Here is a 22,222-nt window from a genome sequence, read left to right as displayed (position 1 = left end):
CATCTCGGACAGGATGGGCAAAGCATCTGCGGCACACACTCCAGTTTGTGTTTGACCCCGGCGCCCACGGCCCTGCGGCGATGGCGGGCGACGAGTGCCGCCTGGTGGCGCTCCTGCCGTAACGGGCCGACCGCTGCGACGAACTCGGCGACTTCTTCGGGCGTCAGCCGGGGGACCCGCTGGTCTCGGGTGATCGCTGCGCGAGACCGGGTCCCCACCACACAGGCCACGGTCAACGATCACGGCATCGACGCGCCACCGCCCACCACACACGACCTCGTAAGTTTGCGGGCTGAATTGCGCATTCGGCTTGACTGTTGATCCTGGTCGCTGAGTCCACCTTGTGCCGGTTCACAGCGCGACCACGATTTTGCCGTGAACATGCCTCTCGGCCTGCGTCGTCACGGCTTCGCGAATCCGCTCGACCGGGAAGGTCGCCGCGATCGGCACCGTGATCTCGCCGGAATGGATCGCGTCGGCGATCCGTTCCAGGGTTCCCGGACCCGCATCGAGGGCGCCCATCTTGCGCACACCGGGCGGCGGGGCGGGTCCGTCGGCTACGACGGAGATCCGCTCGGGTGCCACCCCGAGCTTGAGCGCGGTCTCGGCCGCCTCCCTTCCGAACAGGTCGGTTGCGGCGGTGATCCCCTCGGGCGCCAGGGCCCGCACCCGGTCCGCCAGGCCGGGGCCGTACGCCACGGGTTCGGCGCCGAGCCCGCGCAGGAATCCGAACGTGCGCTCGGAGGCGGTGCCGAGCACCCGGGCGCCCGCAAGTTTCGCCAGCTGCACGGCGAAGACGCCCACGCCACCCGCCGCCCCACCGATCAGGACGGTGTCCCCGGTGCGGAGTCCGATCGCGGCGAGCGCGGCGGAGGCCGTCAGACCGGACACCGGAAGCGTGCCCGCCACCTCGTCGCCGACGCCCTCCGGGGTGGGCCATAGCGTTGCCGCAGCTGTCTTGACCAGCACGAAATCGGCGACGGACCGGCCAATCGCAGCCCCGTACACCCGGTCGCCGGTCGCGAATCCCGTGGCTTCGGCGCCCACCTCGTCCACCACTCCAGCGAAGTCGCTGCCGAACCCGGCCGGCAAGGTGATGCCGAACCGCGCCGCCATGTCGGGCTGTGTGGTGATTTGCCAATCCATCGGATTCAGCCCGGCGGCCGTGACCCGGACGCGAACCTCGTCCGGTGCGGCGTGCGGCTCGGGTATCTCCTGCAGTTCGAGTACTTCGGGACCGCCGAATCGCCGGTAACGGACAGCTCTACTCATCGGTGACCTCTCTCGGCCAGTGATGGGACTTGGTCTTATCGACCCTACATCAGTGATGGGACGAAGTCTCGTACACTGCTCCCATGGCTCGCTGGCAACCCGACGCACCAGGACGACTCGCCGCCGCCGCCCTCGAACTCTTCGAGGAGCACGGCTACGAGAACACGACCGTGATCGAGATCGCGGAGCGTGCGGGGCTCACCAAGAGCACGTTCTTCCGGTACTTCCCGGACAAGCGCGAGGTGCTCTTCGGCAGGGGCACGGTGACCGGTCTGCTCGTCGAAGGGATCGCCTCGGCACCGCCGGGGGCCGGCCCGCTCGACGCGCTGGCGGACGCCCTCGATGCGCTCGGCCGGACGTTCTTCACCGTCGACCGCCGCGAGTTCAGCAGCCGGCGCCAGGCCGTGCTGAACGCCAATACGGAACTGCGTGAACGCGAAGCCCTGAAAAGGATCGACCTCACCGCCTCGATGATCGAGGCGCTCAACCACCGCGGAGTCCCGCACCTGACCGCGCGCGTGGCCGCGAAACTGGGCACGCTCGCCTGGGAGATCGCCTTTGATCAGTGGATCGACACCAACAACAGCGAGGGCTTCGGCCCGCTGGCACGGCAAGCGCTCGCCGAAGTACGCGCGGCCGGAGCCGTGCGCTTGTAATGCAACGGCGCTCACGGTGACGGTTGCCGGTTCGTTCGTTGAGCTGTTCATGGGGGGGATATATCCGAGCCGGATGCTCGTTGGTGGTCGGACGGGTTGGCGGAGTGTGCGTGGGCGTTTCGCGCACCGGTTCGCGCGGAGTGGGTCGCGGGAGTCCGCGCCGGCGCATCCGCGAGGCCGGCCATGGCGGCCCGGACCGGATGCGGCGGCTGCTGAACCGCATCGGCCGGGACGCCGGCGGGGTCCTCGACGGCGTGCGCACGTACGTGGTCGAGCACTTGGCCGATCCGGGCGGTGTGCTGATCGTGGGCGACACCGGGTTCCCGAAGACGGGCGTGCGGTCGGCCGGTGTCCAGCGGCAGTACTCCGGTACTGCCGGGCGGACCGAGAACTGCCGGGTGGTGTCTTCCTCGCGTACTCGGGCGAGCGGGGCCGGACCTTGATCGACCAGGCGCTCTCCCTGCCGAAGTCCTGGACGGACGACCGCGAGCGCTGTCGGGAGGCGGCAAGCGGGGATCGGTGACGAGGCCGATTCCGCCGCCAAGGTCCAGCTCGCGGGGGTGATGGTCCGCCGCGCAGTGGACGACCGGATCCCGTTCCGCTGGGCGACCGCCGATGCGGGCTACGGCTACGGCAAGGGGGTGGCGCCAAGAGCTGGCGCAGGCCGACGTCTTCCCCGTCATGGCCCCACCACCCGGCACGACACCGTCGTCACCCCGTAAGCCCTGGACCATCCGCTCCACGACCTGGTCGCGGGCCGCCCCAGCAGAAGTGGAAGCGCGGCTCGTGTGCGGCCCCACTCCTGCATGAACTGCCAAATGGGGGGGCGGTTCGCCTGTTCCCGCGCGCCGTCCAGGAACTTGGCGTAGGGGCGGAAGAGGGCCTCGACGCGCCGGCCCGCGCGGCGAGCGCATTCGGCCGGGTCCACGCCGGAGTACAGCCAGAAGGGGATCCCGGCGTGCCGGAGGCCGTAGGACCTCTTGGCGAGGCCGGAGACGCGTTCCGTGCGGGTCAGAACGAACTCCGAGGTTGCGGGCCGCGACACGATCGGAAGCGCCAACAATGCTGGCGACGTGTCGAGTTGTGGATCCGGGATCAGGGGTCACGGCGGCTGTTGGGTGAGGTCTGCCATGCGGTGTCGTGGACATAGGTGGCGGCGAACTCGGCGAGGCGGTCGAGGACGCCGGTGAGTGCCTCGGCGGCGTAGTGGTGCGGCGGCCAGCAGGCGCGCAGTTGTAGGCGCAGGGTGGTGGGCCCGGCGGTGTCGATCAGCAGGGGATAGCCGCCGAACCGGGGCATGTCGGTGACGACGCCGACGCCGTAGCCGCTGGCCGCGAGCGCCTCGCACATCAGGGCGTTGCTGGTTTCCGTCACGTGCGTGTAGGTCAGGCCCGCCTTGGACACGGCCTGGTCGAGGACAGCTCGTGCCGGGTGTTCCCGGGTCAGGAGCAGCAGCTCTTCGGTGACCAGCTCGGAGATCGTGATGGTGCGTCGGCCGTGGGTGGCCCACCGGTGGGTGGGGGCGACGTAGGCGCGCAGGGGAACGTCGGTCAGTGGGCGCCAGGCCAGCATCGGATCGTAGGCCGGCCCCGCGGCGATGCCGAGATCGGCCTGTTCGCGCACGGTGGTCTGGATCTGGTCCGCGGGTACTTCGCGCACCGAGATGAACGGATCGTTGGGGGTGAGGGTCGCGACGAACGGTGCGAGCACCTCGTTGATGGTGGTCTGGGCGGCAGCCACGACCACGCGGGACAGCCCGCCGCGCGCCATGTGCCGCGCCACGGAGTCGATCCGGTCGGCTCGGGAGACCAGGTCCTCGGCGACCGCGACGAACTCCCGCCCCGCGCTCGTCAGCCGGAGTCGCGGCCCGATCCGGTCGAACAGCACGAGTCCCAACTCGGTCTCCAGATGGCGCAGTTGCCGGGACACCGCCGGCTGCGCGATGTGCAGCCGTTCCGCCGCCCCGGTGACGGTGCCGGCATGAACGACCGCAAGGAAGTAGCGACAACGTTTGATCTCCACAGGTCGCATTATGCCGAGCAGGCATGGAGACAGGGCAACAATCGGTATTGGACAGCATGGTTCGGGTTCGCGACGCTGTGGTCCCCCCCACACACGGCATCCAGACCAGGCGATCCGCACCCATGAGCGCATCGATTCAGCCACCCTTCGAAAGCCCGGCCACGCCCGAAAACTGGCTCGAACCGCCGGCCAACCGCTGGGCGTTCAATCATGTGGAACGGCTGCTCGGTACCGCGGTGATCCGGCGCGGCCGGACCGGCCACCGTCGGTTCGCCGCGGCCGGGACGGAGCTGGACGAAGCGGTGATCACGACGGCCGAAGGCTCCTCGACGGTGGCGGAGTTCCTCGCCCGGACGGCGACCGATGCGATCGTCGTGCTGCGCGGCGAAGAGATGCTGTTCGAGCGCTACTACGGCGAGGCGGCGCCGGACCGTCGGCACGCGCTGATGTCGATCTCCAAGTCGATCGCCGGCATGGCCGCGGGATGTCTGGTGGCCGACGGGGTGCTGGAGGTATCGGCCACGGTGGAGGCATACGTTCCGGAACTCGCGTCGTCGGCGTACGGGACAGCGACGGTGCGCGAGGTGCTGGACATGACCGCGGCGCTGCGGTTTCGGCAGGATTACGACGATCCGCAGTCGCAGGTGCAGACCGGTGACCGGGCGGCGGGCTGGCGGCCCAAGCACGACGGGGACCCGGACGGTGTGCGGGCCTTTCTGACCGGCCTGAAGCCCGACGGCCCGCACGGGCGGCGCTTCCAGTACTGCTCGGCGACCACCGACGTGCTCGCCTGGGTGTTGGAGCGCGCCGCGGGACAGCCTTATCCGGACGTGATCGGCGAACGGGTCTGGTCCCGTATCGGTGCCGAGCACGACGCCGTGGTGACCTTGGATCCGGCGGGCGCCCCGTACGCCTGCGCCGGAATCGGCGCCACCGCCCGCGATCTCGCCCGGTTCGGGCGGTGCGTTCTGGACGGCGGCACGGCCGACGGCCATCAGGTCATTCCCGAGGAGTGGATCCACGCCACGCGCCGGGGCGGCCAGGCGGCGGTGCTGCCCGACCGCGACCTCGGGTCGATCCACCCCAACGGCACATACTGCAACCAGTGGTGGATCCCCGGCGACTCGGCGGGCACACTCTTCGGGATCGGCATCTTCGGCCAGTACCTCTGGCTCGATCCGGAACGAGACGTCGTCATCGTGAAGTTTTCCAGCCTCCCGCACCCCCGGGACGCCCGTGCCGAGCACGCCGCGGCGCTGGCCTCGATCGCCGCGGCCGTCGGGACCGGGCACGGCGTCCGGGAGGCACGATGAAGCGGCAGACGCCGTTCGCGCTGGAGCGGCGAACGATCGACCACATTCCGGCCGCGGAGCGTCACGGCAAGCCGTGGCACCAGCTCGCCCTGTGGTTCTCCACCAACGTGCAGATCAACACCATGATCACCGGTGCGGTGACCATCGGGATGGGACTCGATCTGACCTGGGCGATCATCAGCATCGTGGTGGGGAACCTGGTCGGTGGGCTGTTCATGGCCTACCACTCCGCGCAGGGGCCCCAACTCGGTCTTCCACAAATGGTGCAGAGCCGCGCCCAGTTCGGCTTCTACGGCGCGGTGCTGCCCTCCGCCATGGTCGTGTTGATGTATCTCGGCTTCGCCGTCGAGGGCGGCCTCGTCGCCGGACAGGCGATCGCGACATCGGCCCATGTGCCCAAGATCGCAGGCATCGTGGTCTTCAACCTGGTGCTGCTGTTGATCCCCCTGGTGGGATACCGGCTGATCCACGCCGCCGGCCGGATCGTCGCGGTGATCTCGGGCGTGGCGTTTCTCGCCTTGTTCGTATGGCTTGTCCCGCATCTGCCCAGCCACCCGTCCGATGCGACCACGCACTCCGTCGGCGCCGTCGTCTCGGCGATGTCGGTGTGCGTGGCCTGGCAGGTCACCTGGGCTCCCTACGTGTCCGACTACTCCCGCTACCTACCCGAGGACACGCCGGCCAGGGTGACGTTCACCTACACCTACCTCGGTTCGGCCGTAGGCGGCGCGGGCACCATGATCATCGGAGCCATGGCCGCGGCCGTCAACAGTGCCGCGGTGAACTCCGACGCGATCGGGTTCCTGGCCGGCCGCTTTCCGTCGGTCAGCGGGCTGCTGGTCGCGGCGCTGCTGCTCGGCTTGGTTCCGGCCGGCGCGGAGGGCCCGTACGGCGCCTTCCTCACCGTGCTCAGCGCGGTATCCGCGGACGGCCGGGTGCGCTCGACCGCCGCGGCACGCGCGATCTTCGTGACCTGCTTCGCGACGGTCGCGAGCGTGCTCGCCGCCCTGGCCGGGGGCAGCCTGCTGGCGACGTTCCAGAACATCACCCTGTTCGTGCTGGCTCTACTGGTGCCGTGGTCCGCGATCAACCTCGTCGACTACTACGTCGTTCGCCGGGGCCACTACGACATTCCCGCGCTGCTGACGAAGGACGGCCGCTACGGGACCTGCAACTGGTGGGCTGTGCTCATCTACCTCGTGTCGATCGGTGCCGAACTGCTGTTCATCAACAGCGGCAGGTACGTCGGCCCCCTGGTGGGTTTCCTCGGCGGCGCCGACCTGTCCTGGCTCGCCGGGCTCGTTGTGGGCGGAATGGGATATTACGTCTGCGCCAAGCTGATCAGGGACCGCCGGCCCGGACCGGTAGCGCGCCCCTCGGAGGCGTCCGCCCTCCCCGGCCCGGCCGATCCGGTGCGTGGCGACCACAGATCTGCTGACAGGACCTGATCGCCGTCTTTGCTGACACGAGCTGATCGCCGTCTTTCCGTGATCATCTCCGAGTGCGTCGGACTCCGGCCGACGGGCGGTTTGTCGAGCAGCGCGACTTCGTAGATGCATCGGAGCCTTCAGGCCGCGGCGGCTCCTCGCTTTGGAGGCCTTGCGGACGGTGCCGCCGGCGCCTGCGCCGACCCCCCTTTCGACCTCGCCGCGGGTCATTCCGACGGCGACGGCCTCGAATTCCCAGACGGCGGCGGCCTCGAATTCCCACTGGTGGATCCCGACGTGCTTGACTTCGGAGAACGTTCAGAGCCCGCCCGCGGTGCGCGGCCCGCGAACACGATGACGCTGACGCTGACGCTGACGAGGTGGACGCAGGTGCACCGGTTGATCTGGCGCACGTACTACCGCGAACGAGCTGCGGAACGGGACCGGCAGGAGTGATCTTCGCTCTCCGACATACGCTCGCTGCGGGTGATTGCACCGCCCCTTCCGCTGTGAGCCCTTCGCCAAGACCGCCCTGCCTACTTGACCGGGTTGGTCAAGGCCACTTGTAGGGGCTGGAGGCCCACAGACGCCGGGTATGGTTTTCGTAGGGCCGCCCTCGGTGGCTCCCCAACCTGGCCGCCCGGTGTCTCACGACGGCCTGACCGCTGATGGGCGCCTGTGTGTCACGGCTGCGGTTGCGATACGGCCGCGATGGTCTCCCTTCATGATCCGTTAGACGACGCGGGAGGCGGCGTTTCAGGGCCCCGGCGGGGTAGCTGATGCCGACGATCATCGGCGGCACAAGGTTCATGACGGGATGGCCTGTTCCGTCCGGGGGCGGGCCGCATAGACGCGGTCGAGCTGTCGCAGTGCGAGCAGCCCGCCGATGCCCGGAACGACGGCCAGGAGCTTGGCGGCGGCCGGGGCCGGTGTGCACCGGCAGGTCCCGATCACGACGAACAGGTAGGCGCAGCCGTGGGTGGGGCCCATCAAGGACGAGATGGGCTTGAGGTGGACGGTGGACACATTGGCCAGCATCACGATCAGCGAGACCAGCTCGGCGTGGGCCGCGATGCGCAGATGGCGCGGAGACCGCAGGTGCACGGTCACACTCCCGTGGTGGAGCCGGGACGGATGATCATCAGTACGGTGACGGTGGCCCAGAGCAGGTTGAAGATGCCGGTGAACATGGCGAGACGACCCGGTGCCAACGGGGTTGGTGACGGCGAGGCGGAACTCGTCGTCTCGGCCAGAGCACGGTCCTGTGCCGGCAGGATCAGCAGGGCCAGTACACCGACGGCCGCCGCGGTCAGCAGGATCGAGGTGATCAGCCAGGCGTCGCCGAGGACACCGAGACTGCCGGCCGTGGCGAAGCCGAAGAGGGGAACCGCCATGCCCATGCCCGCGTAGACCCGGCAGATGCGGTGCAGCGTCCGCAGGGTCGTCTGGGCGTCGCCGTCGCCGGAGTCGCCGAGGGCGCGGCGCAGCGTCGCGGGGAACATGCTCGCGGCGACGGTGACCGGGCCGACGGCGACGATGGCGGCCAGGACATGCAGCGACAGGAGGAGCTTGGTCACGCCTGGTACTCCGGAGAGGTCCGGCGCTCGCCCGTGACCTTCGAGGACGGAAGGTGGCCGGCCTTGGAGGTCCCCTGGAGCGTGTCGCCGTCGACCGTCACGTCGAACGCCAGGTTCAGCCGCATGGGCTTGGTGACGGCCTGTTTCCAGGTGAGCCGGTCGCCGTCGAGGGCGACGTCGTTCAGCGGTACTTCCTCGCCGGATCCGTGGGCGACGCCGGTCAGGACGCCGTCCTGCTCACGGAGTTCGACGACGGCCTTCATCTTGCCGATGGGGGTGGAGACGGACAGGTTCCAGGTGCCTTCGACGGACATGCTGATGTTCTTCCTGACTGTGCAAGGGGGGAGGGTGAGCGACTGGCCCGCGAAGGGCGCGGGCCGAGTGTTCAGAGGGTGGCGGGCGTCGGGCCCTGGGCGCGCCAGACGGTGCCGCGCCGCTCGTGGGAGAAGAGCTCTTCGACGGCGTGCGCGACGCGGGGGCCCACCTCGCGCTCCAGCAGGTACAGGCCCAGATCGAGCCCGGAGGTGACGCCGGCGCCGGTGATCAGGTCACCGTCGTCCACGACGCGGGCGCGGACCGGGTGGGCGCCGGTGGCGTCCAGCATGTCGAGGCCCATGTGGTGGGTGGTGGCGTGGCGTCCCTCCAGCAGACCGGCCATGGCCAGAATGAGCGAGCCGCCGCAGACGGTGGCGACCGTGATGTCCGGGTCGTCCATTGCCTGCTTGAGGAGTGCCGGCAGCTCGGTGGTCAGCGTGCGGCCCAGCAGCACCGGGATGAACTCGTCCTGCTTCCACTCGCCGGCGCCCACCTCTGCTTCCGGAACCTCGCCGGGTTCGCCGACTCGGCCGGCGGCACCGGGCACCAGGAGCAAGTCCGCGCGCTCCAGGTCGAGGGCGCCGGTGGCGCGCAGTGTCAGCCCTCCAGCGCCGCTGATCACCTCGCGCGGGCCCTCCGCGGAGACCAGCTCGACGGTCACCGCACCGTCCGACGCCGAGCCACCGGCGTTCAGGACCTCGAAGGGGGCGATGACATCGAGCGGGTCGAACCCATCGAACAGGACAACCTGGATGTGCATGAGTGTTCCTTCGGGCGTCGTTTTCTCTCGGACGTTCCGAAGTCAACCGGCAGTCGCCATGATCGCCCAGTGGCACGAGTGACAGGATTCAACGGGATAGTGCCAAGGGCTTCCGGAATGCTGAGAACAGCGGTGACATGAAGCTGCCCGGATATCGGTCCGGAGTCATCAAGCCGATGAGGAGATACGTTCCGGCCATGCACACCGTTGCCGTTCTCGCGCTGGATCAGGTGATCCCGTTCGATCTGTCCGCCCCGATCGAGGTCTTCTCCCGGACCCGTCTGCCCGACGGGCGGCCCGGCTACCAGATCCGGGTGTGCGCCGAGCGCGACGAGATCGACGCCGGAGCCTTCACCCTGCGCGCCCCCTGGGGTCTGGAGGGCCTCCAGGACGCGGACACGATCATCGTGCCGGGTGTCACCGACCCCACAGCCCCACTCCCCTCCCCCGTGCGCGACGCGCTGCGGTCGGCCGCTGCCGGCGGCACGCGGATCGCCTCCATCTGCGTAGGCACTTTCCCGCTGGCCGCCACCGGGCTCCTTGACGGACTGCGCGTCACGACCCACTGGCATGCGGCCGGGCTTCTGGCAGACACCCACCCGGACATCGACGTCGACCCGAACGTCCTCTATGTCGACAACGGCCAGTTCCTCACCTCGGCCGGCGCGGCCGCGGGCATGGACCTGTGCCTGCACATGATCCGCCGTGACTACGGCTCGGCCGTCGCCGCCGACGCCGCCCGGCTGTCGGTGATGCCTCTCGAACGGGAGGGCGGACAGGCGCAGTTCATCGTCTGCGACCACACACCCACACCGCAGGGCTCCGAGCTGGAAGCATTGCTCACGTGGCTGCGGGAAAATCTGGCCCGCGACCTCATCCTTGCCGACATCGCTGAGCAGGCCGGGACGAGCACCCGGACCCTGATCCGGCGGTTCCGCGACCAGACCGGCACCACCCCGCTCCAGTGGCTCCACCGAGCCCGCATCCGCCAGGCACAGCACCTGCTCGAAACCACGGAGCACTCCGTGGAACGCATCGGCAGCCAGGTCGGCTTCGGCTCCCCCACCACCTTCCGCGACCGCTTCAAACGCACGACCGGCGTCAGCCCGCAGACCTACCGACGCACGTTCAGCTAAGCTCACCGCCACCCTCCCCGCCAGTCTGCAGTGAGACACCCGGTATGCCGGGTTGTCCTTCCCGTGCGAGACCGGATCCCCCCCGTATGACCAGCACGAACGGCCCGATAGCCGAGTCTGAGGCCCCCGGCGCCGAGAGCGGCCCGCCGCCGTTTCTCCCCGGAGTACAAGCTGCGCACCGTCGCCGAGTACGACGCCGACCTGGACGCCGCCCTCGACTCGGTCGTGTTCGACGTCTCATCCCCCAACAGTGAGCACTGGGCTGTGAGTTCACGCGTGCTGGTCGAACGGCCGGTGTACGAGGTGTTCACCCGCCGCCTGACCGAACGGGGCTCTCCTCGGCCTGCTCGTCCCGGTCGTCGGCCTCGGCGTCACGCCGGCCGTCAACGCGCTGACGCTGTACGGACTGCCGCCGGTGGTCCGTAACGCGGTCGTCGGGTTGCGCGAGTCGCCCCCGCCCTCGTCGAGGCCGCCAACGGTATAGGGATGTCACGTTCGCCCGGGCTGCTCAGGGCCGAACTGCCCCTCGCCCGGCCGCCGATCCGCACCGGTGTCCGGGTGTCGGCCCAGATGCTGATGGGTATCGCGGCGATCGCGGCCTTTGCCTCAGGACCCGGGCTCGGCAACCAGATCTTCCGCGGGATCTCCAGCCTGGGCAGTGTGCGAACACGCTCAACGAAGTACTCTCGGGGACGCTCGGAATCGTCGTCCCAGCCCTGCCGTTCGGCGCCGGGTACGTGCTGATCGGACGGCTCACCATCTCACGGGGGATCCGTGGCTGACTCTGCCGAAATCGTCGAACCGACCTCCCCGGCGTCCGGCGCCGCGGGCCCCGGCGGATCCGCCCGATCCGCCGGGCGGACCGTCACCGAGAACATCGGGCTCGTACCGAAGACGGCCGGCCGGCCGGCCCCCCGCGAAGGTGCGGCACCGGGTCACCACCAACCAGCGCATGCCGGTGCTGGTGCTCGGCTCCGTACTGGCGGTCGCCATGGCGCTGATCATGGACTGGCTGGGGACGCTCGCCGAGTTGCTGCTCCGCCCACGCGGCCTGGAGGTGGACTGATGCGCCTGGCCCAGGTACGGACGGCCGTCGCGGGCGCCCTGCTGCTCGCCGCCGCAGGGCTGAGCGGCTGCGGGCTGACCAGCGGCAGCCCGCTGGCCGACTCGGTGCAGCCCGGCTCCATCGGGAAGGGGCGACCGCTGGAGGGCGCCCAACTGACCGTGACCTCAAAGGAGTTCACCGAGCAGATCATCCTGGGCCAGATCATGGGGCTGGTCTTCAAAGCGGCCGGCGCGGAAGTCCTGGACCGGACGAACATCCAGGGCTCGATCGGTGCCCGCGAGGCGGTCAAGTCCGGTGCGGCGGACGGGATGTACGAGTACACCGGCACGGCCTGGATCACCTACCTCGGCCACACCAAACGGGTCGTCGACCCGTACGGGCAGTGGAAGGCCGTACGCGAGGAGGACCGCCGCAACGGCGTCACCTGGCTGCCCGCCGCCCCCCTCAACAACACCTACGCGCTGGTCGCCAACCAGGCGAATGCGCGGAAGTACCGGCTGCGCACACTCTCCGACGTGGCACGTCTGACGAGGAAGGACCCGGGCGCGGCGACGCTCTGCGGCGGAAGCGAGTTCTCGGTGCGCGAGGACGGCCTGCCGGGCGTGGCGAAGACGTACGGATTTGCCCTCCGGCGCGGGAACTTCAAAAAGATGGACGACGGCGTCGTCTACACCCAGGTCGCCGAGGGCACGGCCTGCGCCCTCGGCGTGGCGGCCACCACCGACGGCCGCATTCCCGAACTCAAGCTGAAGGTGCTGGAGGACGACCGGCACTTCTTCCCCAACTACAACGCGGCACCCGAAATGAACAGCGCCACACTGAGGAAGTACCCCGCCATCGCCGACCTCCTCGCCCCGATCACCAAGCGGCTGACGGGCGCGGAGGCCCAGCGGCTGAACGCGCGGGTGGACGTGGACGGGGAGGACCCGCACGAGGTGGCGAAGGACTGGCTGGTGCGGGAGGGCTTCATCCGGGAAGGCTGACAGACGGATTCGCACGAGCGTCCGGCGAGCAGGAGGAGAGCGCCCTGCCGCTCGCGTAGACGCTGCCGTCCGGAGGGCCGGGACCGTGATCCGAACGGCGCGGGCCAGGGCCTGTCCGATGGGTTGCGTGACTGCCGAACCTCCTGATCGTTTCGCTCCGCGTGGGGCGGGGTGACTTGTCGAACGAGGAATGATCCCGATTGGGGTCGCACTTGCCGAAGAACGCCGGGCGGGAGCGTCATGACCGCTCCGGAACCGAGCCCCGCGGCCACCAGGGCCGCATAGTTCCCCGTGGCACCGAACAGCGCGAACGCGGCCAGTGCCGGCGCCCACAGCAACAGACCGCCGGACAGGCCCGGCCGGCGTCCCCATCGAGCGGCGAAGCGCGGCGCCACAGCCGCGCCGACGGCGTTGGCCAGTGCCAAGGGAACCAGAGCCAGGCCGGCGCCCAACGGTGAATAGTCTTCGAGCAGTGGGAAGCGTTGGGTGAGCAGGAAGAGCAGCGCGGTGTACGCGCCGTAACACCCCGGGATGCACAAGGCGGAAAGGGAGAACCGGCGGTCGGCGAACTGTGCGGCGTCCAGCAGCGGGTGGCGGATCCGGCGCTGCCGGACGACGAAGCCGATCAGTAGCACCACGCCGAGGATCGCGGTGCCCCAGACCACCGGCTGAGATCCGTCGTGCTCGCCCAGCTGCTGGAAGGCGTACACGACGGTGCCGAGCCCCACGGCCGACATTCCGGCGCTGACCGCATCCCACCGGTCCGGCCGGGTGTTGCGCGACTCGGGCACCAGCAGGGCACCGCCGACCACGGCGAGCACCACGATCGGCACATTGACCAGGAACACCGACCCCCACCAGAAGTGCTCGATCAGCTGACCGCCCAGAAGCGGCCCCACGGAGACTCCCACGCTGTTCGCCGCGGTCCACAGGCCGATCGCCACCGACCGCTCCCGGTCGTCGGGGAATACGGCCTTGATGATGGCGGGCGTACTGGCCATGATCATCGCGCCCCCGACCCCGAGCGCCGCCCGAGCGGCGATCAACTGCCCCGGAGAGAGTGACAGTGCCGCAGCTGCCGATGCGAGCCCGAAGACCACAAAGCCGGCCATCAGCATCCGCTTGCGCCCGAACCGGTCCCCGAGTGTCCCGCAGGTGATCAGGCCGGCGGCCACGGTGAGCGCATAGCTGTCGACGATCCAGAGGAGCCCGGAGCCGCTCGGCAAGAGCTCTCTGCTGATCGTCGGCACCGCCACGTGCAACACCGTCAGATCCATCCCGACCATGAGCAGGCTGGCGCACAACACGCCCAGCGCCGCCCAGCGGTGAGGGGCCGTCTGTTTGGTCTCCGTCAGCACCCCACCACTCTGTGCAGCAGGAATCTCCTGCCACAAGTACGGTCTTTGATGTGCCTCGGCGCCTCTCCCGCCGCATAGTGTCACTCGGTATACCTGGTTTCAGTGACGATCATGAGGCGAGAGCGCGAGCGGGTGGACGTGATGGCCGAGTGGCGCAACACCGAGGTGGTGCTGTCGGTCGTCGGCGGAAAATGGAAGCTACTGATCATCAGGTACCTCCTGTTGGGCACGCACCGGTTCGGCGAACTCAAACAGGCCGTGTCCACCATCACCCAGCGGATGCTCACCCGGCAGCTTCGGGAGCTGGAGAATGACGGTCTCGTATCGCGCACGGTCTACCCGGAAGTGCCGCCGAGAGTGGAGTACGCGCTCACGGAGGCCGGCGAGAGTCTGCGGGGCATCATCGGTGAGCTCGACGCCTGGGGCAGCTGGTACCGCCAGCATCAGAAGGCCCAGGTGCGGGACGACGACCAGGCGGCGGCCGAAACCTGAGCCTCCACCGGGGAGGCGAGTCATCCGTCAGGTCCCGGATAGCGACTGGCAGTCGAAGCCCTTGCACATCCCCAACGCTGCGCGAACCCGAAACATCTATCGCGCACAACGAGTTGACCCATGCACCGGGCCAGCCCACAAGTTGTTGACCCGACCGTCACGACGTACGCCCTGTGGGTCACTCGGTCTGCCCCAACCTGCTTCGTGAGACCGGGGACCTCACAGCGTCCACCGCGGCGCCCCACAAGCCGACATCAGCGAGGCCCGCACCCAAAACGCACCGAAGGAACGCCGACAGTTACGGAGACCACTGGGGAACCAAGACGCGTTCGGCAGGCAGAGAGACGTGGGTGGTGTCGGGGTGGAGGGTGATTTTCCGCCGAGCCAGGGCGCGACGATGTCGTTCTGGTAGGCGGGACCGTCGAAGGTGCCGCCTGTAGCCAGTAGGGCCTGACGCCATGGGGACATGGCTGGCCGCAGCGGTGATCGCGCCCAAGGCCCGTGCCCGGCGATGTCCTCGTACGCGGTGACCTCTCCGTCGCACCAGCGGAAGAACAGGTCCTGGAGCCTCGGCGGCGGGTACCGCGAAGAACCGCGGTAGGCGTCATGGTCGAGCCTGCCGCGGAGCGCCACGCTGCGCTGCTCCTGTTCCTGTTCCTGTTCCTGTTCCTGCTCCTGCTCCTGCTCCTCCTGTCTCGGCCGCCTGGTGGGTGTCGCCCTGGTAGCTGCCAACAGCCCCGGTCCGGCAATCAGGTAGCTGACACCAAGATCCGGACCGCGCACGGACCAACGCTTCGGCGACGGTCGTGACGGCAGCCATTCCCGCAGGTCATCACCACTCTGATCGCTGTACCACCAGCAGACGAAGAACTTGCTGGTGTCGTACTCCCCGAAGAAACCGGGCTTCTTCTAGAAGCCCACGAAAGGGCGCCTGACCTGGGCTTTTACCCGTCAGGCGCCTTTCGCTCGCGGCACTCAGGCCAGGGCACGGTCTACGTTGCCTCTTCCGGTTCCCCCCAAAAGCGTTCCGCCCCCGAATCAACCACCAGCGTCCACACGTTCAAGGGCCGAGTTGCGTACGGCGGCCGGAGTCAGGCGCCACAGAACGGCATGGATCGCACATATCCGCCGAGGTTCTCGTCGTCGGTACCCAGCAGGGCATCGGCGGACCCAGGCAAACATTCCACCCCTTCGATCTTGTACTGCGGGAACGTCCCGAGCACGGTAGGGGACGCCGCGAGCGTGACCCGTACCCGGCCCGCCGCCGACACGGTCACCCGGCCCGCGTCGCTCACCGCGGAGTCGAACGGGCCGTCATCACCAGCGTCCGCCGCCGAACTCACGATGATCCGGCCGGAGCCGGTCACCGAGATGTCGGAGATGTGCCGCGTGCCGTCGTCGGTCGGGTACCCCGCCCGGTAGGCCCGGCGGGTCACAGCCCCGAACTGCGGCTGTCCCCAGGGGGCGAACGTCAGGGGCGCCGCGTACAGCGTGGCGGGACGATCCGCGCCCGCACCCCGGTCCGCCCACAGAGCGGCCAGTTTCCCGTTCTGGGCGACGAGCACGAAGCTCTCGAAGTCGTCACCCCCGCCGATCGCCGGCAGCGGCGAGTAGTCGACGACCGTCGCCGTGGAGCTGGTGACCTTCAGGCGATAGACGATGCCGCGGCCGGTGAGCGCCAGGTACTCCCCCGGCATCCCAGGAATGGCTTCGATGGCCTCCAGGTCGACGGGTTCCGGCCCGTCCCAGGTGATCGGGGAGATGCCGTCGGCGTCCTCCCGGTGGGTGATCCGGGACAGACGCTGCTGCCCAGACCGCTTGTTGTCGTGCACGACCAGCACGTGCACTGCGGTCCCGCCTCCGGTACGGCCCTCGTACGCGAGGCCGCTGACACCGCTGCGGGCGTCGCCGCCGACCTTCTGCCATTTGCCGTCCGCCCCGGCCGGGACGGTGCCGAGCATCGTCAGCAGCGCGGTCGCCGCGGTGAGCCTGGCCATGCGCTGAAACATCGGGAGTTTCACGGGAGTCGCTCGCCTTCTGTTGTCCGCCAGACGCGAGGTCACGCGCCGGGCGTCAGGTTATTGATCATGGTGAGCGGGGCCCAGCGACGGTTACGCCATTCGAGAGCGCAAAGCCGGACTCGGCGGCACGCTCCGCACGGCCGAACGCCGCGGCCCCCGCCCTTCAGCACGCGGTCGGGGTCGTGGAGACGTATCCCGGCGAAGCCGGTGCGAAGACCCGGACCAGCGGCTTACTGACGGCCACACTCGGTCCGTGAGGAAGCTCGTAGTGCCTCCCGAACTCGGGTTCCGGCTCAACTTCCGTGAAAACTGTCGCTCGGCAATTCGCGGCCCGATCGTCAGCCGTCCTGCGTCAAAGCGGCCAGGTCGTGCCGGTTGCCGACAACCGCTCGACCGCAGCCCGGAGGCAGCCGGTCCGCCACCATCTCCACGGCCGCCTCAGCGGTGTCGGCCTCACCGACGGACTCCACCCTGGACGGCCCCGCCACGACGAAGCCCCCACCCCGTCGTGGGGCGATGCAGGGCACGTCCCACGTGCAGGGATGCTCGGTGCACCGGCTGAAGGGCAGCTCCCACATGCCAACCCGGCTGTTGCCACTGCCCGATGAACATCTCCTCCGCAGTAGCGGCACGGGAGAACCGCAAGATCACGTTGAGGGTCATCCCGAGCTGCCGGGCGACGGACCGCTTGCTGTGCCCGGCGGCGCGGAGAGCGTGGATGGTGGCGTGCTGGGCGCGGGTGCATTCGGCGAACCGGTGCCCTGTCGTACGACCGGGTCGCGGATGACGTGCTGACGTGGGCTACGGGACCGGAACGAAGCCGGCGTATGGGACCGGCTCCACCAGGTGCCGCTGACCGAGTCGCAGTAGGCGGGGAAGCTTGACTGGTCCCGGGCGGCTCGGAGGATGCAGGAGCAGGGCGGCGGGGACCGGGTCCGTCAGGCCTACCGCGGCCGGATAATCTGGGCTCGTCGTAAAGATCGCGGAAGGGTTGGAGCACATGGCAGACATCATGGAGACGGCGGCGCGGAAGGTCTTCGAGCGCTACGACGTCGACGGGGACGGCCTGGTCACCGCGGACGAATACCGGCAGGTCGTGGCGGAGCTGGAGGGCGCGGAGATCAGCGAGTCGGAGGCCCAGGAGCTGATCGACTCGCTCGACACCAACGGCGATCGCCAGATGTCCTTCGAGGAGTTCTGGGCGGCCATGAACGGCTGACGCTGCCGGGTCCCCACGTGACCGGGGCACAGGCGGCGTCGCGCCTTCCCCTCCTCGCGTGGATCGTGGACTACTCATGAGAGGCCACGGGACGAGCTCGCCCCGAGCTGCGGGACACCTCGCCGGGTTGGGCATCGACTGGGCAGGAGCAGCATCGGCATAGCCCGCCACACCGCGCCGGCCCGGCCCCGACCAGGCCCACGGGTGACGCTCCCGCACAGCCCGCGCTTCCGGGGCGCCTGGCGGTGCGGGAGCGCCACGACGAGTGCGACAAGACGCGGTACGAGGGCGGCACTTGCACCTGCACTGCACTGCACCTGCGACTTCATCGAGGAGCCGGGTGGATCGCGCTCCTGAGCGGGAGTCTGCCAAGCCCCAGGGCTCCGTAGGCCCGCCCGCCGGCAGGTCATACCGACGCTGCGGGCACCGCAGGATCTCGCGACGATGCTGCAGGTCAGTCCTGGCCCGAGTTGGACAGAGCATCGACGATCATGCGGGAGGCGAAGTCGCGGTCGTCGGCGAGCCGGTTGATGTGCTCCGCGAGCAGGAAGGCCGTGGCTTCCAGGGGATTCATCTCGTCCGCAGTCCAGTCGCCGTACTGCTTGCGCCACAGGCTCGGGCTCAGGCCGGTGCCTGCCGCCACGAGCAGGCCGGCCATGGTGGGGATGACCTCAGGACGGACGCTCTTGGGCATCATGCGCATCGTGGACACAAGGTTGGGCACCACGCATTCGATGACGTCCTTGTCGTGGTCCTCGTAGGCCATCCGCAGCCACTTCATGAACATGAAGATCAGCGTGCACGCGCCGTCCAACACGTCACTGGCTCCCCGGGGGCCCAACGACGCGGTGAACTGGTCGATCAACTGTTGCTGTTCGGGGTCGGTTCCGGTCGTGCCGTCGTAGATGGCCTTGAGCCGGGAGTCGATCACCATGAGCGCTGCACCCACATCGCCAGCGGGAGCGTACCGGGGATCGCAGGACGATGACACAGAGTTCCTCCTCATGTGACCACGGCAGGCAGCGCGGCATATCCATACGGTAGACCGCCGATCAGACGGGGTTTGGTGGATCCCGATGGAGAGCTCCCAAAACACTTCCCTCAAACCGAACTTGCGAACGGCCCGTCCCCGCTGCCCGACGACATGGACCGGCTGAGGGCGATCGCGGCATTAAAGGACGCTCCAAGACGGGACGAAGCTCTGTCGACCGCGGTAGGACGGGGAGCAAGCACCACCTGACAACCGACGCCACTGGCATCCCGTTCGCCGCCACCCTGACCGGTGGCAACCACAACGACGTCGCCCAGTTGATATCCCGCTCCTTCAGGCGGTTCCGCCGGTGCGGGGCAAGCGAGGCCGGCCCCGGCGCCGCCCGGCCGTGGTACCGGGTGACCGAGGGTAAGACCACGACAAGTACCGTCGGCTGGTCCGGGATCTCGGCGTGAAGCCACTGATCGCCCGCCGGGACTCCGAGCACGGAACCGGCAAAAAATATGGACACCCAACGCTGGATCGTGGAGCGCGCGTTCGCCCACCTGCACGGGTTCCGGCGCCTGCGGATCCGCTGGGAGATACGCGACGACCTCCATGAAGCCTTCCTCCCCCGGATGCGCCCTCATCTGCCGGCGTCGCCTCAAAAATCATTGCCCTACCGAGGCGTGAAAGCCCAAGGATGACGACATGACTACGTCCCACCGATTCGGCATGGTGCACGTCGACCACACCTTTACTGTTCCCCTCGACCACCAGCGGCCCGCAAGCCGGCAGATCCAGGTGTATGCGCGTGAGATACACGCCGCAGGTCAGGCTGGCCGCGATCTCCCTTGGCTGTTGTTCCTGGGCGGCGGCCCCGGATCGGCCGGCCCTCGCCCGTTGGGCGGTGAAGGCTGGCTGAACTACGCCCTTCGGAACTTCCGCGTGCTCATGTTGGATCAGCGTGGCACCGGCCGCTCCACTCCCGTCGACCGCCGGCTTCTGGCTCAGATCCGGGATCCCGGCGCACAGGCAGAGTACCTGTCGCACTTCCGCGCGGACGCGATCGTGCGTGATGCCGAGATGATCCGCCGGACTCTCATAGGGGACCGGCCCTGGAGCGTACTGGGCCAGAGCTTCGGCGGCCTGTGCACGATCACCTACCTGTCCTTGGCTCCGCACGGGCTCGCCGAAGCGTTCATCACCGGAGGACTTCCTGGCGTGAGGGCGACCGCGGATGACGTCTACCGTGCCTTGTATCCCAGGGTCACCATCAAGAACACCGACCACTACGACCGGTTTCCCAGCGACGTGGACCAAGCCCGAGCCATCGCCCGCTACCTGCGCGACCACCGGGTGATCCTGCCGAGCGGCAGACCGCTGACCGTCGAAACCTTCCAGGCTCTGGGCAACATACTCGGCGGCACCGATGGAAGCCTTCGCCTGCACTATCTTCTCGAAGACCCCTTCACCGGCGGAACCGAACCGTCAGATGCGTTCTTGTTCCAGGTCGACCGCGAACTGGCCGACGTAGCCGGCGGACCGCTGTACTACCTGCTGCACGAAGCCACTTACGCACAGGGGACGCAAGCCACTCTCTGGTCAGCTCAGCGCATCCGCGGTGAGTTCCCCGCCTTCGACGCCGTAGCCGCGCTCGATTCAGGCGCGCCCATTCTGTTCACCGGGGAAATGATCTACCCCTGGATGTTCGATACCGACCCGGTGCTGCACCCGTTCCGCCAGGCTGCCCACCTGATCGCCGAACGCCCGGCCTGGCCTGCGCTCTACGACATCGATCGCCTGCGAGACAATACTGTTCCCGTCGTCGCTGCCATCTACCACGACGATATGTACCTCGACCGAGACCTGTCGCTCGGCACCGCCCAGATCATCCCCGGCCTCAAGCCGTGGCTCACCGATGAGTACCAACACGACGGCCTACGCACCAGCAACGGGGCCGTCTTGGAACATCTCCTCGTTCTGATGGACGAGCACCCGTGGGGCTCATCTCACTCGCACCCACCGCGTCCGCTCCGCTCAACCGAGCGACCTACGTGAGTGTGTCCAGATCATTCTGTGAGGAGTTTCTCAGGCACATGGCCACCACGCTGGGGTTTCCAGGAGAGCCGAACCATCCGGCCAGCCCACTCGCGGAGGCGACGGCCGCCGCGGCGCTGCAAGGGTGCAGCGGTCTACGGGCATTTCTTCAGCCAGAGCAGCTTCGCGACCTATGCACTCGCCCACGAACGGAACTGCGTGAAGATCGGCGACCCCTCCCGGTTCTGGCCGCTCCTCGCGGCTGCGGGGGTACAGACCGGTGCCGGAACGGTCCTCAACGTGCTGCGCCCTGACGATTGGTGGAACCGTGCCGTGAGTACATCAGCGAAAGGATGCACTCACGCCACAGTCGGTATGTTGGTCAGAGAAAGAACGACAGACATCCGCAGCCAGGGATCATTCTGTTTCTCCGCAAGTGCGCGAGCGCACGACGAGCCGGGAGAACCGGAAGAGCCGGAAGAACCGGGAGGACCGGGAGGACCGGGAGGACCGGAAGAGCCTTTGCAGGCTGCCGCCGGTGCGTCAGGTCAGGCCGCACACAAGCCTTTTGCATGTCCAGTGGCCACTCCCGCTGCACTCCGACCTGACGAAGTCCGGTACGTACGGCGCTGGACCGTCTCTGCGCGGGCGCCAAGTAGGGGTCAGAGCATGGCCTTCAGCGACGAGGCGGGTTAGTCAGCGCTAACGGCGCCGGGTGTGACGGCGGACCAAGCTCGAAGGGCGTCAGCGTGCTCCTGGATCAACGACATCCGGGCTTCCCATTCCGGCCCGGCCTGGTGATCAGGATGCGTGGTGATCTGACCTCCGTGTTTCCGGTAGAGGAGGCCGGTCTCGCCGATGAACCATCCGTCTGCCAGAGCATCGAGTCCGAGCAAAAGACCCGTGTCACCGGAAGCCGGCAGAGCCATCCAGCCGCCGAGCAGCGCCAGGAGGGGGCGTCGGACACACAGCGTGGCGGGGTGGATCGGGGGGCGACGGTGTTCGGCCCAGAACCCGTACGCGCTCCCCCGTGGAAGCTGACCGGGCTCCGGGTCACCGAGTTCGAAGGAAACGGTGCTGCCGTCCTCAAGGAGATCAATCGCTCGGGACGTGGCCCACCCCACCGCTGGATGCTTCTCCAACACGGCGATGTCGCGTGCAAGAGTTCCGGGAGTGAGTTGGTCGTCAGCGTCCAGGTTCTTCACGTACACACCAGTTGACCGGGCGAACGCCATGGTCCGTGCCACATGCGGGCCGCCACGGCGAGACGCTGAGATGTGGACGCGCGGATCGTCCGTCGGGAGCTGGGCCGAAGCATGGACGTCGGCTCCGTCTTCCTGCACACACCACTCCCATGACCAGCCGTCAGGAAGTTCTTGCGCACGTAGCGACGCGTACGCATCCGAAAGAAAGTGCGCCCCCTCACCATGCACCGGGGTGACGATCGAGATGAGCGTATTCATGAGAGCCGTCCTGTAAAGCCCTGCGACGGACTCCAGGGCCGGCCTGGACCGCGGAGAGCCGCCAAACCGGGCAGAAGTCCTTCGTCCAGCGTTGTCCGCTCAGCCGGGTCCCAGTGCGCGGGCTGAGCAGTC

Annotated in this window: 19 protein-coding genes and 5 pseudogenes; 13 read left to right on the top strand and 11 right to left on the bottom strand. The window is 68.4% G+C overall.

Going from position 1 to position 22,222, the window contains the following annotated elements:
• Positions 1-351 precede the first annotated feature (351 nt).
• Entirely contained in the window at positions 352-1,272 is a 921-nt protein-coding gene (locus ACF088_RS06235) for an NADP-dependent oxidoreductase (RefSeq protein ID WP_392374225.1), read from the bottom strand.
• 83 nt (positions 1,273-1,355) lie between these two features.
• Between ACF088_RS06235 and ACF088_RS06230 the strand changes: the two genes are divergently transcribed.
• Together ACF088_RS06230 and ACF088_RS06225 are read left to right on the top strand one after the other, a co-directional pair.
• Entirely contained in the window at positions 1,356-1,928 is a 573-nt protein-coding gene (locus ACF088_RS06230) for a helix-turn-helix domain-containing protein (protein WP_392374224.1), read from the top strand.
• A 49-nt stretch (positions 1,929-1,977) separates the two neighbouring features.
• A pseudogene (locus ACF088_RS06225) lies at positions 1,978-2,718 on the top strand (transposase); the annotation flags it as partial.
• Positions 2,719-3,023: 305 nt separating this feature from the next.
• Here ACF088_RS06225 and ACF088_RS06220 read toward each other — a convergent pair.
• Positions 3,024-3,950: a LysR substrate-binding domain-containing protein gene (locus ACF088_RS06220; protein ID WP_392374223.1), complete on the bottom strand. Its 927-nt coding sequence runs from the start codon at positions 3,948-3,950 to the stop codon at positions 3,024-3,026.
• Positions 3,951-4,072: 122 nt separating this feature from the next.
• Here ACF088_RS06220 and ACF088_RS06215 point away from each other — a divergent pair, with 122 nt between their 5' ends.
• The 3 genes from ACF088_RS06215 (at position 4,073) to ACF088_RS06205 (ending at position 7,146) form a co-directional block, all read left to right on the top strand.
• Positions 4,073-5,263 (top strand): serine hydrolase domain-containing protein, encoded by a 1,191-nt coding sequence (locus ACF088_RS06215; protein WP_392374222.1) that lies wholly within the window; start codon positions 4,073-4,075, stop codon positions 5,261-5,263.
• The gene (locus tag ACF088_RS06210) at positions 5,260-6,711 is read left to right on the top strand and encodes a purine-cytosine permease family protein (RefSeq protein ID WP_392374221.1); all 1,452 of its coding nucleotides are present in this window, start codon (positions 5,260-5,262) and stop codon (positions 6,709-6,711) included. Before ACF088_RS06215 ends, ACF088_RS06210 begins: the two co-directional genes overlap by 4 nt.
• 276 nt (positions 6,712-6,987) lie before the next feature.
• Positions 6,988-7,146, top strand: a complete 159-nt coding sequence (locus tag ACF088_RS06205) for a hypothetical protein (protein WP_392374220.1) — start codon at positions 6,988-6,990, stop codon at positions 7,144-7,146.
• A gap of 351 nt (positions 7,147-7,497) precedes the next feature.
• Here ACF088_RS06205 and ACF088_RS06200 read toward each other — a convergent pair whose 3' ends face one another.
• The 4 genes from ACF088_RS06200 to ACF088_RS06185 form a co-directional block, all read right to left on the bottom strand.
• The gene (locus ACF088_RS06200; protein ID WP_392374219.1) at positions 7,498-7,800 is read right to left on the bottom strand and encodes a DUF3817 domain-containing protein; all 303 of its coding nucleotides are present in this window, start codon (positions 7,798-7,800) and stop codon (positions 7,498-7,500) included.
• The gene (locus ACF088_RS06195) at positions 7,797-8,267 is read right to left on the bottom strand and encodes a hypothetical protein (protein WP_392374218.1); all 471 of its coding nucleotides are present in this window, start codon (positions 8,265-8,267) and stop codon (positions 7,797-7,799) included. The genes ACF088_RS06200 and ACF088_RS06195 overlap by 4 nt, the downstream gene beginning before the upstream one ends.
• The gene (locus ACF088_RS06190) at positions 8,264-8,581 is read right to left on the bottom strand and encodes a hypothetical protein (protein WP_392374217.1); all 318 of its coding nucleotides are present in this window, start codon (positions 8,579-8,581) and stop codon (positions 8,264-8,266) included. The genes ACF088_RS06195 and ACF088_RS06190 overlap by 4 nt, the downstream gene beginning before the upstream one ends.
• 71 nt (positions 8,582-8,652) lie before the next feature.
• Complete coding sequence (locus tag ACF088_RS06185; protein WP_392374216.1) at positions 8,653-9,342, bottom strand: DJ-1/PfpI family protein; 690 nt, start codon at positions 9,340-9,342, stop codon at positions 8,653-8,655.
• Positions 9,343-9,539: 197 nt separating this feature from the next.
• Between ACF088_RS06185 and ACF088_RS06180 the strand changes: the two genes are divergently transcribed.
• The 4 genes and pseudogenes from ACF088_RS06180 (at position 9,540) to ACF088_RS06165 (ending at position 12,527) form a co-directional block, all read left to right on the top strand.
• Positions 9,540-10,478 (top strand): GlxA family transcriptional regulator, encoded by a 939-nt coding sequence (locus ACF088_RS06180; RefSeq protein WP_392374215.1) that lies wholly within the window; start codon positions 9,540-9,542, stop codon positions 10,476-10,478.
• 322 nt (positions 10,479-10,800) lie between these two features.
• Positions 10,801-11,260: pseudogene (locus ACF088_RS06175) on the top strand (ABC transporter permease); the annotation flags it as partial.
• Positions 11,261-11,418: 158 nt separating this feature from the next.
• Positions 11,419-11,544: pseudogene (locus ACF088_RS06170) on the top strand (ABC transporter permease); the annotation flags it as partial.
• On the top strand, positions 11,544-12,527 hold the full coding sequence (locus ACF088_RS06165; RefSeq protein WP_392374214.1) for a glycine betaine ABC transporter substrate-binding protein: 984 nt from the start codon (positions 11,544-11,546) through the stop codon (positions 12,525-12,527). The pseudogene ACF088_RS06170 and the gene ACF088_RS06165, both read left to right, overlap by 1 nt.
• 242 nt (positions 12,528-12,769) lie before the next feature.
• Here the strand turns inward: ACF088_RS06165 and ACF088_RS06160 are convergent.
• Positions 12,770-13,834 (bottom strand): annotated as a pseudogene (locus tag ACF088_RS06160) (MFS transporter); the annotation flags it as partial.
• A 162-nt stretch (positions 13,835-13,996) separates the two neighbouring features.
• Here ACF088_RS06160 and ACF088_RS06155 point away from each other — a divergent pair.
• The gene (locus ACF088_RS06155) at positions 13,997-14,377 is read left to right on the top strand and encodes a winged helix-turn-helix transcriptional regulator (RefSeq protein ID WP_392374213.1); all 381 of its coding nucleotides are present in this window, start codon (positions 13,997-13,999) and stop codon (positions 14,375-14,377) included.
• A 1,091-nt stretch (positions 14,378-15,468) separates the two neighbouring features.
• On the opposite strand, the gene ACF088_RS06150 is transcribed toward ACF088_RS06155, so the two are convergent.
• Together ACF088_RS06150 and ACF088_RS06145 are read right to left on the bottom strand one after the other, a co-directional pair.
• Positions 15,469-16,374 (bottom strand): hypothetical protein, encoded by a 906-nt coding sequence (locus ACF088_RS06150; protein WP_392374212.1) that lies wholly within the window; start codon positions 16,372-16,374, stop codon positions 15,469-15,471.
• A gap of 362 nt (positions 16,375-16,736) precedes the next feature.
• Positions 16,737-16,976, bottom strand: a complete 240-nt coding sequence (locus ACF088_RS06145) for a DUF6193 family natural product biosynthesis protein (RefSeq protein ID WP_392374211.1) — start codon at positions 16,974-16,976, stop codon at positions 16,737-16,739.
• A 422-nt stretch (positions 16,977-17,398) separates the two neighbouring features.
• Between ACF088_RS06145 and ACF088_RS06140 the strand changes: the two genes are divergently transcribed.
• Positions 17,399-17,617, top strand: a complete 219-nt coding sequence (locus ACF088_RS06140; RefSeq protein ID WP_392374210.1) for an EF-hand domain-containing protein — start codon at positions 17,399-17,401, stop codon at positions 17,615-17,617.
• A gap of 454 nt (positions 17,618-18,071) precedes the next feature.
• Here the strand turns inward: ACF088_RS06140 and ACF088_RS06135 are convergent, their stop codons facing one another.
• Positions 18,072-18,608, bottom strand: coding sequence for a hypothetical protein (locus tag ACF088_RS06135; protein WP_392374209.1), 537 nt, complete (start codon positions 18,606-18,608; stop codon positions 18,072-18,074).
• Positions 18,609-18,781: 173 nt separating this feature from the next.
• Here ACF088_RS06135 and ACF088_RS06130 point away from each other — a divergent pair.
• Positions 18,782-19,280: pseudogene (locus ACF088_RS06130) on the top strand (transposase); the annotation flags it as partial.
• A gap of 18 nt (positions 19,281-19,298) precedes the next feature.
• Entirely contained in the window at positions 19,299-20,648 is a 1,350-nt protein-coding gene (locus ACF088_RS06125; RefSeq protein WP_392374208.1) for an alpha/beta fold hydrolase, read from the top strand.
• A gap of 671 nt (positions 20,649-21,319) precedes the next feature.
• Here the strand turns inward: ACF088_RS06125 and ACF088_RS06120 are convergent.
• Positions 21,320-22,090 (bottom strand): glycosyltransferase family 2 protein, encoded by a 771-nt coding sequence (locus tag ACF088_RS06120; protein WP_392374207.1) that lies wholly within the window; start codon positions 22,088-22,090, stop codon positions 21,320-21,322.
• Positions 22,091-22,222: the final 132 nt, after the last annotated feature.

The sequence above is a fragment of the Streptomyces sp. NPDC015125 genome, from assembly GCF_043080045.1.
Lineage (GTDB): Bacteria > Actinomycetota > Actinomycetes > Streptomycetales > Streptomycetaceae > Streptomyces.
Note: the sequence above shows the minus strand (reverse complement) of the source record. Positions and strands in the feature narration are given on the sequence as shown.

Coding starts and splice junctions, on each gene's coding strand:
- ACF088_RS06235 (WP_392374225.1), bottom strand. CDS start 1,272: ATGAGTAGAGCTGTCCGTTACCGGCGATTCGGCGGTCCCGAAGTACTC.
- ACF088_RS06230 (WP_392374224.1), top strand. CDS start 1,356: ATGGCTCGCTGGCAACCCGACGCACCAGGACGACTCGCCGCCGCCGCC.
- ACF088_RS06215 (WP_392374222.1), top strand. CDS start 4,073: ATGAGCGCATCGATTCAGCCACCCTTCGAAAGCCCGGCCACGCCCGAA.
- ACF088_RS06210 (WP_392374221.1), top strand. CDS start 5,260: ATGAAGCGGCAGACGCCGTTCGCGCTGGAGCGGCGAACGATCGACCAC.
- ACF088_RS06190 (WP_392374217.1), bottom strand. CDS start 8,581: ATGTCCGTCGAAGGCACCTGGAACCTGTCCGTCTCCACCCCCATCGGC.
- ACF088_RS06185 (WP_392374216.1), bottom strand. CDS start 9,342: ATGCACATCCAGGTTGTCCTGTTCGATGGGTTCGACCCGCTCGATGTC.
- ACF088_RS06180 (WP_392374215.1), top strand. CDS start 9,540: ATGCACACCGTTGCCGTTCTCGCGCTGGATCAGGTGATCCCGTTCGAT.
- ACF088_RS06165 (WP_392374214.1), top strand. CDS start 11,544: ATGCGCCTGGCCCAGGTACGGACGGCCGTCGCGGGCGCCCTGCTGCTC.
- ACF088_RS06155 (WP_392374213.1), top strand. CDS start 13,997: ATGAGGCGAGAGCGCGAGCGGGTGGACGTGATGGCCGAGTGGCGCAAC.
- ACF088_RS06150 (WP_392374212.1), bottom strand. CDS start 16,374: ATGGCCAGGCTCACCGCGGCGACCGCGCTGCTGACGATGCTCGGCACC.
- ACF088_RS06145 (WP_392374211.1), bottom strand. CDS start 16,976: ATGTGGGAGCTGCCCTTCAGCCGGTGCACCGAGCATCCCTGCACGTGG.
- ACF088_RS06140 (WP_392374210.1), top strand. CDS start 17,399: ATGGCAGACATCATGGAGACGGCGGCGCGGAAGGTCTTCGAGCGCTAC.
- ACF088_RS06125 (WP_392374208.1), top strand. CDS start 19,299: ATGACTACGTCCCACCGATTCGGCATGGTGCACGTCGACCACACCTTT.
- ACF088_RS06120 (WP_392374207.1), bottom strand. CDS start 22,090: ATGAATACGCTCATCTCGATCGTCACCCCGGTGCATGGTGAGGGGGCG.